Raw genomic sequence first — 16,873 nt, forward strand, 5'->3', positions numbered from 1 at the left:
CGGACCGCGCGATGAAGTTCGGCCGCCTCGAACGCCGCGAAGCGCCCAAGCCGATGGGCGAGATCAACATGACGCCGCTGATCGACGTCATGCTGGTGCTGCTGGTGATCTTCATCATCGCCGCGCCGCTGATGGGCAGCGCGCTCAAGCTGGACCTGCCCAAGAGCGACGCGGCCTCGCCCGCGCCGGGTGCGAGCTTCATCGCGCTGGCGATCACGCCGGAAGGCGAGTACGTGCTCGGCGAGGACAAGCTCGATGCCAAGGCCATGCGCGAGCGCCTGGCGCAACTGGCCCAGCGTCAGCCCGATGCCGAACTTCGCCTGAGCGCCGACCAGTCCGTGCCCTACGGCAAGGTCGCGCAACTGATCGGCTGGGCACAGAAGGCGGGCCTGAACCGGATCGCGTTCGTCGCCGAGAACGGCGAACCGGCCGACGGCGTCGAGCCCGCAAAAAGCGCCGCCGCCACTCCCCCGAAGCGCTGATCGTTCCCCCCGTGCGGTGGCCCTCCCACGGTGGATGGGGCGACCGTGCGCGGCCTCCTACAATCGACGGCTACGTTGCCCGAGCCACCATGAACGAGAAATACGCCCCCTCCGAGGTCGAACAGGCCGCCCGCGATCACTGGAACGCCCGCGACGCCTACCGCGTCGTCGAGGACGCGTCCAAGCCGAAGTTCTACGCCTGCTCCATGCTGCCCTACCCCAGCGGCAAGCTGCACATGGGCCACGTCCGCAACTACACGATCAACGACATGTTGACGCGTCAGCTGCGCATGAAGGGCTACAACGTGCTGATGCCGATGGGCTGGGACGCCTTCGGCCTGCCCGCGGAGAACGCGGCGATGAAGAACAAGGTGCCGCCGGCCGCGTGGACCTACGACAACATCGCGTACATGAAGTCGCAGATGCAGGCCATGGGCCTGGCGATCGACTGGTCGCGCGAGATCGCCACCTGCAAGCCCGACTACTACCGCTGGAACCAGTGGCTGTTCCTGAAGATGCTGGAAGCCGGCATTGCCGAGCGCCGCACGCAGGTCGTGAACTGGGACCCGATCGACCAGACCGTGCTGGCCAACGAGCAGGTCATCGACGGCAAGGGCTGGCGCTCGGGCGCGACGATCGAGAAGCGCGAGATCCCCGGCTACTACCTGAAGATCACCGACTACGCCGAGGAACTGCTGGCCGCGGTCGCCGATCCGTCGGACAAGAACTACCTGTCGGGCTGGCCCGAGCGCGTGCGCCTGATGCAGGAGAACTGGATCGGCAAGAGCGAGGGCGTGCGCTTCGCCTTCCCGCATGCGATCGCCGGCGACGATGGCCAGCCCATCCAGGGCGGCCTGCTCTACGTCTTCACGACGCGCGCCGACACGATCATGGGCGTGACCTTCTGCGCCGTCGCGCCGGAGCATCCGCTGGCCGCGCACGCGGCGAAGACGAATCCCGCGCTGGCCGCCTTCATCGAGGAATGCCAGCAGGGCGGCACGACCGAGGCCGAACTGGCCACGCAGGACAAGAAGGGCCTGGCGACCGGCCTCTTCGTGACGCACCCGCTGACCGGGGAGCAGGTCGAGGTCTGGGTCGGCAACTACGTGCTGATGAGCTACGGCGACGGCGCCGTGATGGGCGTGCCGGCGCATGACGAGCGCGACTTCGCCTTCGCGAAGAAGTACGGCATCGCGATCAAGCAGGTCGTGGCGGTGGGCGACGAGGCCTACTCGACCGACGCCTGGGCCGAGTGGTACGGCGACAAGCAGCGCGGCGTGTGCATCAACTCCGGCGCGCTGGACGGCCTGACGCACAAGCAGGCGGTGGACAAGGTGGCCGAGCTGGTCGGCAGCAAGGGCCTGGGCGAGAAGAAGACGACCTGGCGCCTGCGCGACTGGGGCGTGAGCCGCCAGCGCTACTGGGGCACGCCGATCCCGATCATCCATTGCGACAGCTGCGGCGCGGTACCCGTCCCCGAGAAGGACCTGCCCGTCGTGCTGCCCGAGGACTGCATCCCCGACGGCAGCGGCAACCCGCTGAACAAGCGCGCCGACTTCCTGGACTGCAGCTGCCCCAAGTGCGGCGCCGCGGCCAAGCGCGAGACGGACACGATGGACACCTTCGTGGACAGCTCGTGGTACTTCATGCGCTACTGCGACGCGACCAACCCGGAGAAGATGGTCGCCGACGGCACCGACTACTGGATGCCGATGGACCAGTACATCGGCGGCATCGAGCACGCGATCCTCCACCTGCTGTACGCGCGCTTCTGGACCAAGGTCATGCGTGACCTGAAGCTGATCAAGTTCAGCGAACCCTTCACCAACCTGCTGACGCAGGGCATGGTGTTGAAGGGCGCGTTCTTCCGCAAGCCGGAAGACGCCGGCAAGCACTACTACTGGGAACACGAGGTCGACGTCACCCGCAACGAGCACGGCGTGCCGACCGGCGGCACGCTGAAGGCCGACGGCAAGCCGCTCGAGTACGAGATGACGACGATGTCGAAGTCGAAGAACAACGGCGTCGACCCGCAGGCCCTGATCGACGAGTACGGCGCCGACACGGCCCGCCTGTTCGTGATGTTCGCGTCGCCGCCGGAGCAGACGCTCGAGTGGAATGATGCCGGCGTCGAGGGCGCGCACCGCTTCCTGAAGCGCGTGTGGGGCTTCGGCACGAAGCACGCCGACGCGATCAAGACCGGCGGCGTCGACTTCGCCGCGCTGAGCGACGACGGCAAGGCGCTGCGCCGCGAAGTCCACCTGGTGCTGAAGCAGGTCTCGTACGACTACGAGCGCATGCAGTACAACACCGTGGTCTCGGGCGCGATGAAGCTGCTGAACGCGCTGGAAGGCTTCAAGGCCGAGGGCCAGTCGGCCGCGGTGCGCGAAGGCTTCTCGGTGCTGCTGCGCGTGATCTACCCGGCCTGCCCGCACATCGCGCACGCGCTGTGGACCGAGCTCGGCTTCGCCGCCGAGCTGGGTGAGCTGCTGGACGCTGCCTGGCCGCAGGTCGACGAGTCGGCCCTGGTGCAGGACCAGATCGAGTTGATGCTGCAGGTCAACGGCAAGCTGCGCGGCGCGATCAAGGTGGCGGCCTCGGCCGACAAGGCCGCGATCGAAGCCATCGCGCTGGCCAGCCCGGACTTCGAGAAATTCGCGGAAGGCAAGGCGCCCAAGAAGGTCGTCATCGTGCCCGGTCGTCTCGTCAACGTGGTGGTCTGAGCATGAAGCGCCGCGATCTGCTGTCGTTCGGTTCCTTGGCCGCCGCCGCCCTGCTCTCGGGCTGCGGCTTCGAGCTGCGCAAGGAACCGGTCTATCACTTCAAGACGCTGGCGCTGACCGGCTTCATCCCGCATTCGCCGCTGGCGCAGGAACTGCGTCGGCAGGTGCAGCGCAGCACGGTGCGCCTGGTCGAGGACCCGAACCGCGCGGACGTGATCATCGACGCCGAGCGCGAGATCCGCGACAAGACCTCGGTGGCGACGACCGCGGCCGGGCAGATCACGGAATGGCAGCTGCGGCTGTCGCTGGACTACTCGCTGCGCACGGCGGGCGGGGACATCCTGCTGCCGCGCACCGAGCTGCGGCTCACGCGCGACATGAACTACAGCGAAAGCGCGGCGCTGGCCAAGGAGCAGGAAGAGGCGTCGCTGCAGAAGGCGATGCAGGTGGAGGCCGTGGGCCTGCTGCTGCGTCGCCTGGCGGCGGTGCACCTGCCCAACTGAACCCGGACGGACCGCGCGCATGCAGATCAAGGGCGAAGCGCTCGCCGGCCACCTGGCGAAGGGGCTCAAGCCGGTGTACGTCGTGCACGGCGACGAGCCCCTGCTCGCGCAGGAGGCCGCCGACATCCTGCGCGCCGAGGCGCGCAAGCAGGGCTACAGCGAGCGTCAGGTCTTCATCGTCAGCGGCGCGCACTTCGATTGGGCCTCGGTGATCGCGGCGTCGCAGGCGATGAGCCTGTTCGCCGACAAGCAGCTCATCGAGATCCGCATCCCCGGCGGCAAGCCGGGCAAGGATGGCTCGGACGCGCTGCAGCGGTATGTCGACGGCTTGCCGCCGGACGTGCTGACGCTGGTGACGCTGCCGCGCCTGGACAAGACCCAGATGAGCAGCGCCTGGTTCACGGCGCTGGACAGCGCCGGCGTGTCGGTGAAAGTCGACCCGGTCGAGCGGCGCGAGCTGCCCGCCTGGATCGCCCGGCGGCTGCAGCAGCAGGGGCAGCCGGTGGCGGCCGGCCCGGACGGCCAGCGCGCGCTGGAATTCTTCGCCGATCGCGTCGAGGGCAACCTGCTCGCCGCGCATCAGGAGCTTCAGAAACTCGCGCTGCTGCACCCGGCGGGCGAGCTCAGCCTGCAGCAGATCGAGGCGGCGGTTCTCGACGTGGCCCGTTTCGATGTCTTCAAGCTCAGCGAAGCCTTGCTGAGCGGCAAGGTGGGTCGGGTGTTGCGCATGCTCGACGGCCTGAAGGCCGAGGGCGAGGCCGCGGTGCTGGTGCACTGGACCATGGCCGAGGACATCCGCGGCCTGAAGCGCGTCCACGACGCGGTGGCCGCGGGCAAGCCGCTGCCGATGGCCTTGCGGGAGTCCCGCATCTGGGGGCCGAAGGAGCGCCTCTTCGAACGCATCGTGCCGCAGTTGCACGGCGCGGCGCTGACGCGGCTGGTCGTGGCGGCGCAGATCTGCGACGGCATCGTCAAGGGGCTGCGCCACCCGGAATGGCCCACCGATCCGTGGGAAGCGCTGGGGCGATTGGCCCTGATGCTGGAGCAAGCCCTGCGCCCGCCAGCACAGAAAACCCGCTATGGTTGACGCTTGTCTTCCCTCTCGCGTTGCTGATGAGCCCCTCCCGTTCCGCCCTCTCGTCGATTGCAGCCGCGGCACTGGCGGGCGCACTGATGAGCGCCACGGCCGCCCACGCGGCGGACTGGACGATCCAGGTCCGTGACGCCGGTGGCGCACCGGTGCCGAACGCGGCCGTCGCCGTCGAACTGAAGGGCCAGCCGGCCAGGCCCGCGACCGGTGTGACGGCCGAGATGTCCCAGCGGGACCGCCAGTTCCAGCCCCAGCTGCTGGTGGTGCAGACCGGCACGGCGGTGAACTTCCCCAACTTCGACACCGTCCGGCACCACGTCTATTCGTTCTCGCCGACGAAGAAGTTCGAGCTCAAGCTGTACTCGGGCACGCCGTCGGAGCCGGTGGTCTTCGACAAGGCCGGCGTGGCGCAACTGGGCTGCAACATCCATGACCGGATGAGCGCGCACATCGTGGTCGTCGACACGCCGGTGTTCGGCATCACGGACGCCAGGGGCGAGGTCAGGCTGAACCTGCCGGCGGGCGATCACCGCCTGCGCCTGTGGGCGACGCGCCTGGGCAACGCCGCGCCGACCGCGCAACCCTTGACGGTGGGCGCGGGGGCGGCGGGCGTGCTGAAGGTCGAGCTGAAGGACTGACGCCGCGATGCGCTGGCCGGACTTCCTCAACCTGCGGCGGCTGGAAGGGCGCATCGTCGCGTTGTTCCTGGCCTTGCTGCTGGTGGTCCAGGTGCTGAACCTCACGCTCATCAACGAAGGCATCGGTCGCAACGCGCGGGCCTCGGTGGCCGAGGAGCTCGAGGCCAGCGAGCGCATCCTGATCCAGTTGATCGACGAGGACAACGAGCAGCGCGGCCTGGTGGCCGACCTGCTGCAGTCCGACCACGGCCTGCGCGAGGCGGTCGCGCAGGGCCTGCAGGGCGAGGAACTGCGCGCCACGCTGCAGGACGTGTTCACCAACCTGAGCGAGCGCGGCGACGCCGCCTTCATCGGTTATGCCAGCGACGCCTTCGAGTTGGTGACGGCCACCGACCCGATCGCACGCCGGATCGCGCCGCTGCTGCGCGGGGTGACGCGGCAGCAGCAGGGGCGCACCCAAAGCCAGCTGCTGCTGCTCGACGGCAAGGCCTATCAGGTGGTCGTCGCGCGCATGCGGGCGGCGGGGCTGGGTGGCTGGATCTTCACCGGCTTCGAGATGAAGAACGAGCAGCTGGAGGAGCTCAAGCGGATCGTTCACATTCAGGGCGTGCTGCTCACGCAGGCCGCACCGGGGCAGTGGCAGGTGCTGTCGAGCGTGCTGGATCCCGCGGCGACGGCGCGCGCGGTGCAGGCGATGCCGGCGATCGCGACGGCGGAGCGCGCCACGCACACCTTCCATCTGGAACTGGACGGCGAACAGTTCCAGGCACGCCTGCAGCCTCTGGCACACGGCGGCGACATGGAGAAGACCGTCGCGGTACTGCTGCTGCGCTCGGTCGACGAGGCGGTGGCGCCCTACCGCCGTCTGCAATGGATGCTGCTGGGCGTCAGCCTGGCCGGGGTGGTGCTGTTCGCGATCGGCGCGGTGCTGACCGCACGACGCATCAGCGGCCCGGTGAAGGCACTGGCGAGCGCGGCGCACCGGCTCGGCCAGGGGGACTACGCGCAACCCGTGGAGCGCCCCTCGCGCGACGAGATCGGCGATCTGGCCGAGGCTTTCGAAGCGATGCGCCAGGGCATCCGGGCGCGCGAGGAAGAGGTGAACCGCCTCGCCTTCTGGGACCCGCTGACCGACCTGCCCAATCGGGAGCAGTTCCAGCAGGCCCTCGCGAGACGGATGGCGGACAGCGACGTGCGCTTCTCGCTGCTGATGCTGAACCTGGATCGCTTCAAGCATGTCAACGACGTGCTGGGGCGCCCCTTCGGCGACCGGCTGCTGCGCGCGGTGGCGGATCGGCTGCAGCACCTGTTGAAGGATGAGGTGAGCCTGATCGCGCGGGTGGGCGGCGACGAGTTCCTGCTGCTGATCGAGGGCGCCGGCGCGACCCGGGCCGAGGCGATCTGCAAGCGCATCCAGCGCGACTTCGAACGGGCCCTGAGCATCGACGATCAGACGGTGGATCTGTCGGCGGGGATGGGCGTGGCGCTGTACCCGCAGCACGGGCGCGACCCGATGCTGCTGCTGGCACGCGCGGAGCTGGCGATGCACGCGGCCAAGCGCGGCCAGAGCGGCTGCGAGGTCTATGCACCGAGCATGGATGCGGCCAGCCAGGAATCGCTGTCGCTGCTGAGCGAGTTGCGACATGCGATCGACGCCGGTGAACTGCGCTTGTTCCTGCAGCCGAAGGTGGATCTGCACGGCCAGAAGATCTCGGGCGCGGAGGCGCTGGTGCGGTGGCAGCATCCGACGCGCGGCCTGGTGCCGCCGATGGAATTCATCCCGTTCGCCGAGCAGACGGGCTTCATCCGCCAGATCACCGCGTGGGTGCTGCATGCCTCGGCGCAGGCGTGGATGGCCTTGCAACGGGATGGCCTCGCGTTGCCGATCAGCGTGAACCTGTCGACACGCGACCTGATGGACCAGGACCTGCCGATCAAGGTGGCGGACCTGGTGGCGGGCGTGCCGCCGCCGGCGCTGTGCCTGGAGATCACCGAGTCCGCGATCATGGACGATCCGCAGCGCGCGCTGCAGACCCTCGAACAGTTGCACGCGCTCGGGTTCAAGCTGTCGATCGACGACTTCGGGACGGGGTACTCGTCGCTGGCGTATCTGAAGCAGCTGTCGGTGGACGAGCTGAAGATCGACCGCAGCTTCGTGATGAACATGGAGCGCGACATCGACGACGCGAAGATCGTGCGCTCGACGATCGAGCTGGCGCACAACCTGGGGCTGACGGTGGTGGCCGAGGGGCTGGAGACGGCCAAGCAATGGACGCTGCTTCAGACGCTGGGCTGCGACCAGGGACAGGGCTACTACCTGTCGCGGCCGATGCCGGCGGAGAAGTTCGCCGATTGGCTCCGCGGCTGGCAGCCGCCGGACCTGGGAGACGCGCGAGCGAACACCATTCTGGCGGGGTTGTGAGGGGGACAGGTCTTGCCTTGGATGACCGTCGGCCATCGGTGACCCACTCACTCTTGCGAGTCAATTCCTCCACTTTGCTCCCGCCGATTGGGGATGCGATCTCCCCCTCTGAAGCGATTTCTTTCCTTAGGACTCAACGAGATGATTCACGCAGATTTGGGACCCGAACTGGAGGCCATCGTGCTGGATCTGATCGAGAGCGGAAAGTACTCGTCGCGCACGCAGGTGCTGCGCGACAGCGTGGCGCTGCGGGGGTGGCGTGAGGCCAAGCTAAAGGAGTTTTCGGACTCCATCACGCGGGGCAAGGCGATCGCCGCTGCAGGCGGCGGCAAGCCTGCCGATGAGGTCTTCGACCGCCTGAGTGCGAAGTACAAGGCCATGTCCGAGGCCGCTCGAAAATGATCGTCCGCCTCCTGCCGGAGGCGGAAGATGATCTGGAGTCCATCGGCGACTACATCGCCCGCGACGATCCTCGACGAGCTGTTTCGTTCGTCGCTGAACTTCGCCTGAAAGTGCATGGCTTGCAGACAATGGCCGAAGCATTTCCTTATGCGAGGATTCCCGAGCATCCTGACCTCCGACGTCGGACCTATCGCAGTTACGGCATCTTCTATACCGTTGACGCAATTGCGGAGCTCGTCCACGTGCAAAGAATCCTGCATCTGTCCCGAGACGTCCTCGGGATCTTCCGTGCATGAGCCTGATCGACGCCTGTCAGGAATCTCTGTCCTCAAGGGCATCACACAGCGCCTCAAGCCCCGCGCGCACGGTCTGCGCGCGCACCGCATGCCGGTCGCCGGTGAAGTGTTCCTTCCACACGCGCACACGCTGGCGGCCGTGCATCAGCGCCAGCCACACCGTCCCGACCGGCTTGTTCTCGGTGCCGCCGCCCGGTCCGGCCACGCCGGTCACCGCGATCGCCCAGTCGATCGGCGCGTGCGCCACCAGCCCGCGCGCCATCTGCTCGGCCACTTCTCCGCTCACCGCGCCGTGCAGGGTGATCAGCGCCGCCGGCACGCCGAGCAGTTCCGTCTTCGCCTGGTTGGTGTAGCTCACCACACCGCGCTCGAACCACTGGCTCGATCCCGCCAGACTCGTGCATGCCGCCGCGATCAGCCCGCCGGTGCAGGACTCCGCGGTGCCCATGCGCTCCTTGCGCTGGATCAGCGCCAGGGCGATGCGTTCGATCAGTTCGGATTCGTCGGGAAACAGCATGGGGATCTCCTCATTGCAGCAACGCCCTCGCGCCGGCCAACACCACAAGCGTACATCCGGCCGCCACGAGATCGTCGAACAGGATGCCGAAGCCTTGCCACACCGTCACCGGCTGTCCGGGTTCGATCTTGAACAGCGCGTCGGCCCAGCGCACCGGCCCCGGCTTCGCCGCGTCGAAGAAGCGGAATACACCGAACGCCGCCAGCTGCCACCAGAAGCCCGCCGGCATGATCAGCCACAGCACGAGCCAGATCGCCACGATCTCGTCCCATACGACCGAGCCCGGATCGCAGGTCCGCAGGTTCCGCGCGGTGACCGTCGAGGCCCACCAGCCGATCGGGATGCTCGCGGCAATCACCACGCCCCACAGCAGCGGCGTCAGCCACAGGTTCAGGATCGCGAACGCGGCCCAGCCCCACAGCGTGCCCACGGTGCCCGGCGCCTTCGGCGCCAGGCCGCTGCCGAAACCCATCGCGATCCAGTGCGCGGGGTGCCTCGCCATGAAGCCGAAAGTCGGACGCACCGCGCTCATGATTTGAAGTGGTCGAAACTCTGCAGCAAGCCCTGCAGCGGCCGGCCCGCGCCATCGACGACGCGCAGGCCGGGTTCTTCGTCGATGCGACCGATGCGGTACACCGGCGTGCCGGACGCGCGCCCCGCATCGAGCACGCGCTCGCGCCCATCCGCAGGCGCGGTGAAGACAAGTTCGTAATCGTCGCCGCCGCTCAGCAGGCACAGCTGCTGGATGTCCTCCGGCATCGCGCCCAGCACCGCCGAGCGCGGCAGGTCCGCGAGCCGCAGCGTCGCGCCGACGTTGGAGCGCTTCAACACATGGCCGATGTCGCCGGCCAAGCCGTCCGAGACGTCCACGGCGCTCGTCGCGATCTCGCGCAGCGCGCGGCCGAGCGCGACACGCGGCTCGGGCATTTCCATCCGCAGGCGGGCTTCATCGAACTGCGCCGCGCTCAGCGACAGCGTCCCCCGGAACACCTCCAGCGCCAGCCGCGCATCGCCGAGCGTGCCGCTGACCCAGACGTCGTCGCCCACCTGCGCGCCCGAGCGCAGCAGCGCCTGGCCAGCCGGCACTTCGCCCATCGCGGTGATGTTGATGTTGAGCGGCCCCGCCGTCGTGTCGCCGCCGGCGAGCACGATGTGATGCGCGTCCGCGAGCTCGAACAGCCCCTGCGCGAAGCCCGCCAGGAAGGTCTCGTCGACGCGCGGCAGCGCCAGCGACAGGAAGAAGGCCTTCGGCGTCGCACCGCAGGCCGCGAGGTCGCTGAGGTTCACCGCCAGCGCCTTGTGGCCGAGCCGCCGCGGCGACACCGTCGACAGGAAGTGCCGGCCCTCGACCAGCATGTCCGCCGTCACCAGCCATTGATGGCCCGCCGACGGCGTCAGCACCGCGCAGTCGTCGCCGATGCCCAGCGCCACCGCGCCCCCCTCGGTCCGGCCGGCGCGCCCCGCGCGGCCGAAGAAGCGGTCGATCAGGTCGAACTCGCCCAGCGGCCGGCCGTCCCGGCGCCCGCCCGCACCCGATGCGTCAGAAGAATCACCCATGGGCGGCATTGTCGCCGCGCAGCAGGTTGGACAGTTCGACCGCGGACTTCACATCCATCTTCTCGAAGACCCGCGCGCGATGGACCTCCACCGTGCGCACGCTGATGTTGAGCTGGTCCGCGATCAGCTTGTTGGGCAGGCCCTGGACGACGAGCTGCATCACCTCGCGTTCGCGCTCGGTCAGGTCGCCGACGCGATGGCCCAGGGCCAGCTTCGCGTCGCGCGCGGAGATCGCCTCCGCGCTCTGCGCGAGCGCATGCTCGACGCGGTCCACCAGCGCGTTGTCCGAGAAGGGCTTCTCGACGAAGTCGTAGGCGCCCTGCTTCACCGCTGCGACCGCCGTCGGCACGTCGCCATGGCCGGTCAGGAAGATCACCGGCAGCGTCTCCAAAAGGCCGCGCTCGATGAGCCGCTCGAACAGCGCCAGGCCGCTCATCCCGGGCATCCGCACGTCCAGCAGCAGGCAGCTCGGCGCCGACGGCCAGTCGCGCCCGCTGCGCGGCAGGCCGTCCAGCATCGACTCGAAGGCCTCGGCGCTGCCGAAGCCTTCGGACAACAGCCGCCGCGAGCGCAGCAGCCAGGCGAGCGCGTCGCGCACCACTTCCTCGTCGTCGACGAGGTAGACCATCGGCAGGGACTGCGGCTTCATGCGGACGACTCTCCAGATCCAGTGACGGGGAAGCGCTCGGTCCCGGACTTCAGGGCCGAACCAGGCGCATCCTCGCACGGCAGGCTGAAACGGAACTCGGTCCCGGTCGGCGACGCGGGCGCGACGCGGCTTTCGAAATCCATGGCGCCGCCGTGCTGCTCCACGACCGTGCGGCACAGGCTCAGGCCCAGGCCCATGCCCTCGGTCCGGGTCGTGAAGAACGGCGTGAACAGCTGGCGCGCCACTTCCGGCGGAATGCCGGGCCCACGGTCGATCACGGCGAAGCTCAGCCAGCGCGGCTGCAGCCGTTTCACCTGGATGATCAACGTCCGGTCGGCCAGCGGCGTCGGACCGTCCATCGCCTGGATCGCATTGCGGGTGAGGTTCAGCAGCACCTGCTCGACCATCGTCCGGTCGCAGCGCACGCGCGGCAGGCCCTTGGCCAGGTCCATCTCGATGCGCGCGCCGCTCTTGCGCGCCTGCAGCCGGATCAGCGGCAGCACCGCGTCCAGCAGCTGCTCCACGTTCACCCATTCCCGGGCCGCCTCGCGGCGACGGACGAAGTCGTGCACGCTCTTGATGACGCGGCCGGCGCGCTCGGCCTGCTCGGCGATGCGCGTCACGGCCTGGCGCACCATCGCCGGCGTCTGGGGATCGTCGGCCTCGCGCACCATCAGGTTGATCGAGGCCGTCGCGTAGCTCGCGATCGCCGCCAGCGGCTGGTTCAGCTCGTGGCTCAGCAGCGAGGCCATCTCGCCCACCGTCGCCAGCCGCGCCGTCGCCTGCAGCCGGTCCGACTGCTGACGCGACAGCTCCTCGACCTTGCGCTGCGCGCTCAGGTCCAGCACCGCGCTCATCCAGCCGGTCTGCTGGCCTTCGGCGTTCAGCAGCGGCGCCTCGTAGATCATCACCGGGAAACGCTCGCCCGTGCTGCGGGCGAAGACCGTCTCGAAGCCCTCGCGCGGCGGCAGCCCGGCTTCCCAGCGCGCCTCGCGGTCGTGGTGCCGGCGCCAGTATTCATCGGTGAATTCGGGCGGCCAGTACGGCGGCGCGTGCGGCGGACGGCCGGTGTTGACCACTTCTTCCGCCGGGTAGCCGACCATCGCGCAGAACGCCGGATTCACGTAGCTGATGTTGCCGTCCAGGTCGCGCGCACGCAAGCCGGTGATCAGCGAGTTCTCCATCGCCTGCCGGAAGGCCAGCGACTCCGCCAGCGCATGTTCCGCTTGCGCGCGCTTGCGGGTGTCGCGCGCCAGGATGATGACCAGCGCGAACAGCGCCATGGACAGGCCGAGCACCAGCGCCGTCGCCAGGTTCGGGATCAGCTGCGGCCGCCCGGTCGCGTTGTCGACGCGCAGCTGGAGGCTCAGGCCGGGCAGGTCGAGCAGACGCTCCGACAGGTAGAAGCCGCTGCCGCGCGTCAGGCCGGTGCGCGCCAGGCGCGTGCCGTCGCCCTCGACGAAGGACATCTCGAAGCGGCGCGCCTGGTCCTGCGAGATCGACTCCTCCAGCAGCGGCCGCAGGCCCATCGTCGCGACGACGTAGGAGCGCGGCTCCCCGGCGCGCACGCGCGGCAGGCAGAGGTCGGCGACCTCCATGCCGTCGCCGCCCGGACCCGGCACGAAGTACGAGCGCGAGAACAGCGGCGTGCCCTGCCGAAGCGCGGCGATGCAGGCGAGTTCGGTCTCGATCTGCAGCTGCTCGCGTGCCAGGATGGAGAACAGCGGCGGCGCGTAAGGCGAGTCGACCGCGCGACGGACCTGGCGCTCGGAGTCGCGCAGCTCGATGCGCAGCAGCACGCGCGTCTGGCGCAGCTGCGCCGCGGCGTTGCCGCGCCAGTCGTCGTCCTCGGCCCACATGAGGCCCTGCAGCCCTTGCAGGTCGCGACCGATCAGCTGCTTGGCGCGCGCGGTCACCTCGGCCGCCGCCAGGTCCGACGCCTCCTGGGCGCGCGCCGCTTCGTGGCTCAAGGTCAGCGACAGCAGCAGCGACTGCGCGATCAACAGCAGCGCGACCAGCGTCCCCCACAGCAGGGCGCGACGCCAGCGCCGCGGCCGGGCGCCCGGTGCCGACGGGGTGAAGGGAGCGGCGGGCCGCATGATGGTCGGAGCAGGCAAGCGGATCGAAGGGGCGTCGAAAGGGAAGTCGGCACGTGACGCGTGAACGCAGCGTGAAAGGCGATTGAAAGGATCGCCCGGGCGCACTGCGCCAAGCGCCTGGCAAGTGTCTCGCGCGCGTGCGGGGCAGGCAGTATGGCGCGCCGGAGGCCCCTGGCGATGCGCAGTTTCGCGTATGTGCCTGCGGCCCTCCCGACATGCAGCATACGCATAGTCCGCACTGCCGCCGTCGGGGCGGACTCCTACAATCGCCGACCCGGCCCACGACGGCGGACCGGTTTCAACCAGAAGAGTCCCCCATGTCCACGTCCGAAGAAAAACGTGCGCAGTTGCGCCAGGCCGCTCTCGAATATCACGAGTTCCCGACCCCCGGGAAGATCGCCATCGCGGCCACCAAGCAGCTGATCAACCAGCGTGACCTGGCCCTGGCGTACTCGCCGGGCGTGGCCGCCGCGTGCGAGGAGATCGTCGCCGACCCCGCCAACGCGTTCCGCTACACCTCGCGCGGCAATCTGGTCGCGGTGATCTCCAACGGCACCGCCGTGCTGGGCCTGGGCGACATCGGACCGCTGGCCTCCAAGCCGGTCATGGAAGGCAAGGGCGTCCTGTTCAAGAAATTCGCCGGCATCGACGTCTTCGACCTCGAGATCGACGAGAAGCACAACCTCGACAAGCTGGTCGACGTGATCGCCGCGCTGGAGCCCACCTTCGGCGGCATCAACCTCGAGGACATCAAGGCGCCGGACTGCTTCTACGTCGAGCGCGAGCTGCGCAAGCGGATGAAGATCCCCGTCTTCCACGATGACCAGCACGGCACCGCCATCGTGGTCGCCGCCGGCCTGCTCAACGGCCTGAAGGTCGCGGGCAAGGACATCAAGTCGGTGAAGCTGGTGACCTCGGGCGCCGGTGCCGCCGCCCTCGCCTGCCTGAACCTGCTGGTCAAGCTGGGCCTGCCGCGCGAGAACATCTGGGTGACCGACCTGGCCGGCGTCGTCTATGAAGGCCGCACCGAGCTGATGGATCCGGACAAGGCCATCTACGCCCAGCCCACCGAGCAGCGCAGCCTGCGCGACGTGATCGCCGGCGCGGACATCTTCCTGGGCCTGTCGGCGGGCGGCGTGCTCAAGCAGGACATGGTCGCGTCGATGGCGGCCACGCCGATCATCTTCGCCCTGGCCAACCCGAATCCCGAGATCCAGCCGGAGGACGTCCACGCGATCCGCAACGACGCGCTGATGGCCACGGGCCGGACGGACTATCCGAACCAGGTCAACAACGTCCTGTGCTTCCCCTACATCTTCCGTGGCGCCCTGGACTGCGGCGCGACGACGATCAACGATGAGATGGAGATCGCCGCCGTCCATGCGATCGCCGAGCTCGCGCAGGCGGAGCAGAGCGAAGTCGTCGCCGCCGCGTATGCGGGCGCGAACCTGAGCTTCGGCCCCGAGTACCTGATCCCGAAGCCCTTCGACCCGCGCCTGATGATGAAGATCGCTCCGGCGGTCGCGCTGGCGGCGGAAGCCTCGGGTGTCGCGCTGCGTCCGATCGCCGACATGCCGGCCTACCTGGAGAAGTTGCAGAGCTTCGTCTACGCCTCCGGCACGACGATGAAGCCGATCTTCCAGATCGCGAAGAAGGCCAAGCACAAGCGCGTGGCTTACGCCGAAGGCGAAGAGGAACGCGTGCTGCGCGCCGTGCAGATCGTCATCGACGAGGGCATCGCCCGCCCGACGCTGATCGGCCGTCCGCAGGTCATCGCGCAACGCTGCGAGCGCTTCGGCCTGCGCCTGCAGGAAGGTCGCGACTACGACGTGGTGAACACCGAGTTCGACCACCGCTACCGCGACTACTGGCAGACCTACCTCGAGATGACCGAGCGCAAGGGCGTGACCCAGCAGCTCGCCAAGATCGAGATGCGCCGCCGCCTGACGCTGATCGGCGCCATGATGCTGCACAAGGGGGAAGTCGACGGGATGCTCTGCGGCACCTGGAGCAATACCGCGATGCACCTGCAGTACATCGACCAGGTCATCGGCAAGCGCCCCGGCGTCAAGACCTTCGCCTGCATGAACGGGTTGATCCTGCCGGGCCGTCAGGTCATGCTGGTCGACACGCACGTCAACTACGACCCGACCGCCGAGCAGATCGCCGAGATCACGCAGATGGCGGCCGAGGAAATGATGCGCTTCGGCCTGCGTCCGAAGGCGGCGCTGCTGTCGCACAGCAATTTCGGCTCGAGCAACTGCCCGTCCGCGGTCAAGATGCGCGACGCGCTGGCGCTGATCAAGGAGCAGGCGCCCTGGCTGGAGGCCGACGGCGAGATGCACGGCGACGCCGCGCTCGACCCGCACTACCGCGACCAGCTGGTCTCCAAGAGCACGCTGACGGGCGAAGCCAACCTGCTGGTCATGCCCAACATCGACGCCGCGAACATCAGCTACAACCTGCTGAAGACGGCCGCCGGCGGCGGCATCGCCATCGGGCCGGTGCTGCTGGGCGCGGCCAAGCCGGTCCATGTGCTCACGCCGTCCGCCACCGTCCGCCGCATCGTGAACATGACGGCCCTGACCGTCGCGGACGCGAACGCGGCCCGTTGAGATCCGGACGGATTCCTTCGGAAATCCAGTCCCGCGCGGTCTCGCGTCCCTGCCCGGACGCGCGCCCGGCGACCGAAGAATATTCGGTCGCCGGGACCTTCACGCCCCTGGACGGGGCCCGCAGAGGGCCTTTAAACCCGACCTGCGACCCGGCCTATATAAAAAGTTTGTAGCGGCTCACCAGTCAATTTCTGGCGGATGACTACCAACGCTGGCTGAGTAAAGACCGAATGTGTGCGCACGCTCACAGTGCCGCTTTTTAGGGCATTCAGGGAGCCCCCGGCTTGAGCATTCGGGTCCGTTTCTGTACCATCTCGGTTTCAGAGTTCAGGGTTAACCCTCTCTGACCCCACCCATGCCACCGACGATCGCAGGCTCCCCAGCGGGTTCTGTCCGGGGCCACGGCGAGGGTTGGACATGAACTCGGAACCCCATCTAGGAGGAACGCGACAATGCTTTTGCAGACAGTCCGTCCCAACATCGTGCAGGCGATCAGAGCCTACCGGGTCGAGGACTTGATGCAGGCCGCGCAGGACGCCGGCCAACACTTCCTGTACGCCGACCTGGCTCCAGCGGAGACCAAACAGGACGTGCTGGAATTGATTGCCAGCAATTTCCTGTTCCCGGCTCACTTCGGGAAGAACATGGAAGCGCTGTACGACTGCATGACCAATCTGGTCCACAAGTCGGGCACGCAACCGGGTTTCGTCGTGGTGCTGGACCAGTTGCCGGACCATGCGAAGTTCGACCGTGAGGCGCGCGAGCAGTTGCTCGACGTCTTCCGCGAGGCGGCCGATTTCTGGGCCGAGCGGAAAGTCTCATTCCGGTGTTTCTATTCTTTTCAGTAGCCCGCTCCCAAGAACAAGGGTCATGGGAGCGG

At 68.3% G+C, this 16,873-nt stretch carries 15 protein-coding genes; 10 read left to right on the forward strand and 5 right to left on the reverse strand.

The features are described 5' to 3' along the window. The first annotated feature begins 11 nt into the window (after positions 1 to 11). The 8 genes from AC1VNM_RS20230 (at position 12) to AC1VNM_RS20265 (ending at position 8,556) form a co-directional block, all read left to right on the forward strand. Positions 12 to 482: an ExbD/TolR family protein gene (locus AC1VNM_RS20230; RefSeq protein WP_483108082.1), complete on the forward strand. Its 471-nt coding sequence runs from the start codon at positions 12 to 14 to the stop codon at positions 480 to 482. Between the two features lie 89 nt (positions 483 to 571). Further along, the gene (gene leuS / locus AC1VNM_RS20235; protein ID WP_483108083.1) at positions 572 to 3,205 is read left to right on the forward strand and encodes a leucine--tRNA ligase; all 2,634 of its coding nucleotides are present in this window, start codon (positions 572 to 574) and stop codon (positions 3,203 to 3,205) included. A gap of 2 nt (positions 3,206 to 3,207) precedes the next feature. After that, a complete protein-coding gene (locus AC1VNM_RS20240; RefSeq protein WP_377159415.1) occupies positions 3,208 to 3,708 on the forward strand; it encodes an LPS-assembly lipoprotein LptE in 501 nt (166 codons plus the stop codon). Positions 3,709 to 3,727: 19 nt separating this feature from the next. Continuing rightward, complete coding sequence (holA, locus tag AC1VNM_RS20245) at positions 3,728 to 4,795, forward strand: DNA polymerase III subunit delta (protein ID WP_483108084.1); 1,068 nt, start codon at positions 3,728 to 3,730, stop codon at positions 4,793 to 4,795. 26 nt (positions 4,796 to 4,821) lie between these two features. Further along, on the forward strand, positions 4,822 to 5,436 hold the full coding sequence (locus AC1VNM_RS20250; protein WP_483108085.1) for a methylamine utilization protein: 615 nt from the start codon (positions 4,822 to 4,824) through the stop codon (positions 5,434 to 5,436). Positions 5,437 to 5,443: 7 nt separating this feature from the next. Then, positions 5,444 to 7,858, forward strand: coding sequence for a putative bifunctional diguanylate cyclase/phosphodiesterase (locus AC1VNM_RS20255; protein ID WP_483108086.1), 2,415 nt, complete (start codon positions 5,444 to 5,446; stop codon positions 7,856 to 7,858). 141 nt (positions 7,859 to 7,999) lie between these two features. Next, a complete protein-coding gene (locus AC1VNM_RS20260) occupies positions 8,000 to 8,260 on the forward strand; it encodes a ribbon-helix-helix domain-containing protein (RefSeq protein WP_483108087.1) in 261 nt (86 codons plus the stop codon). Then, positions 8,257 to 8,556: a type II toxin-antitoxin system RelE/ParE family toxin gene (locus tag AC1VNM_RS20265; protein WP_483108088.1), complete on the forward strand. Its 300-nt coding sequence runs from the start codon at positions 8,257 to 8,259 to the stop codon at positions 8,554 to 8,556. Before AC1VNM_RS20260 ends, AC1VNM_RS20265 begins: the two co-directional genes overlap by 4 nt. Before the next feature lie 16 nt (positions 8,557 to 8,572). Here AC1VNM_RS20265 and AC1VNM_RS20270 read toward each other — a convergent pair whose 3' ends face one another. Genes AC1VNM_RS20270 through AC1VNM_RS20290 form a run of 5 tightly spaced genes read right to left on the reverse strand, consistent with a single transcriptional unit; the run spans position 8,573 to position 13,396 of the window. Continuing rightward, entirely contained in the window at positions 8,573 to 9,073 is a 501-nt protein-coding gene (locus AC1VNM_RS20270) for a CinA family protein (RefSeq protein WP_067281115.1), read from the reverse strand. Between the two features lie 10 nt (positions 9,074 to 9,083). Continuing rightward, on the reverse strand, positions 9,084 to 9,605 hold the full coding sequence (locus AC1VNM_RS20275; RefSeq protein ID WP_377159406.1) for a phosphatidylglycerophosphatase A family protein: 522 nt from the start codon (positions 9,603 to 9,605) through the stop codon (positions 9,084 to 9,086). Then, the gene (gene thiL / locus AC1VNM_RS20280; protein ID WP_483109311.1) at positions 9,602 to 10,576 is read right to left on the reverse strand and encodes a thiamine-phosphate kinase; all 975 of its coding nucleotides are present in this window, start codon (positions 10,574 to 10,576) and stop codon (positions 9,602 to 9,604) included. Before thiL ends, AC1VNM_RS20275 begins: the two co-directional genes overlap by 4 nt. A gap of 46 nt (positions 10,577 to 10,622) precedes the next feature. After that, positions 10,623 to 11,279: a response regulator transcription factor gene (locus tag AC1VNM_RS20285; protein ID WP_377159404.1), complete on the reverse strand. Its 657-nt coding sequence runs from the start codon at positions 11,277 to 11,279 to the stop codon at positions 10,623 to 10,625. After that, a complete protein-coding gene (locus AC1VNM_RS20290) occupies positions 11,276 to 13,396 on the reverse strand; it encodes a two-component system sensor histidine kinase NtrB (protein ID WP_483108089.1) in 2,121 nt (706 codons plus the stop codon). Before AC1VNM_RS20290 ends, AC1VNM_RS20285 begins: the two co-directional genes overlap by 4 nt. A gap of 299 nt (positions 13,397 to 13,695) precedes the next feature. On the opposite strand from AC1VNM_RS20290, the gene AC1VNM_RS20295 reads away from it, so the two are divergent. After that, the gene (locus AC1VNM_RS20295) at positions 13,696 to 15,993 is read left to right on the forward strand and encodes an NADP-dependent malic enzyme (protein ID WP_483108090.1); all 2,298 of its coding nucleotides are present in this window, start codon (positions 13,696 to 13,698) and stop codon (positions 15,991 to 15,993) included. Between the two features lie 452 nt (positions 15,994 to 16,445). Then, positions 16,446 to 16,841, forward strand: a complete 396-nt coding sequence (locus tag AC1VNM_RS20300; protein WP_377159400.1) for a barstar family protein — start codon at positions 16,446 to 16,448, stop codon at positions 16,839 to 16,841. The last annotated feature ends 32 nt before the right edge of the window (positions 16,842 to 16,873 follow it).

It is taken from the genome of Mitsuaria sp. MSU3D (assembly GCF_056867975.1).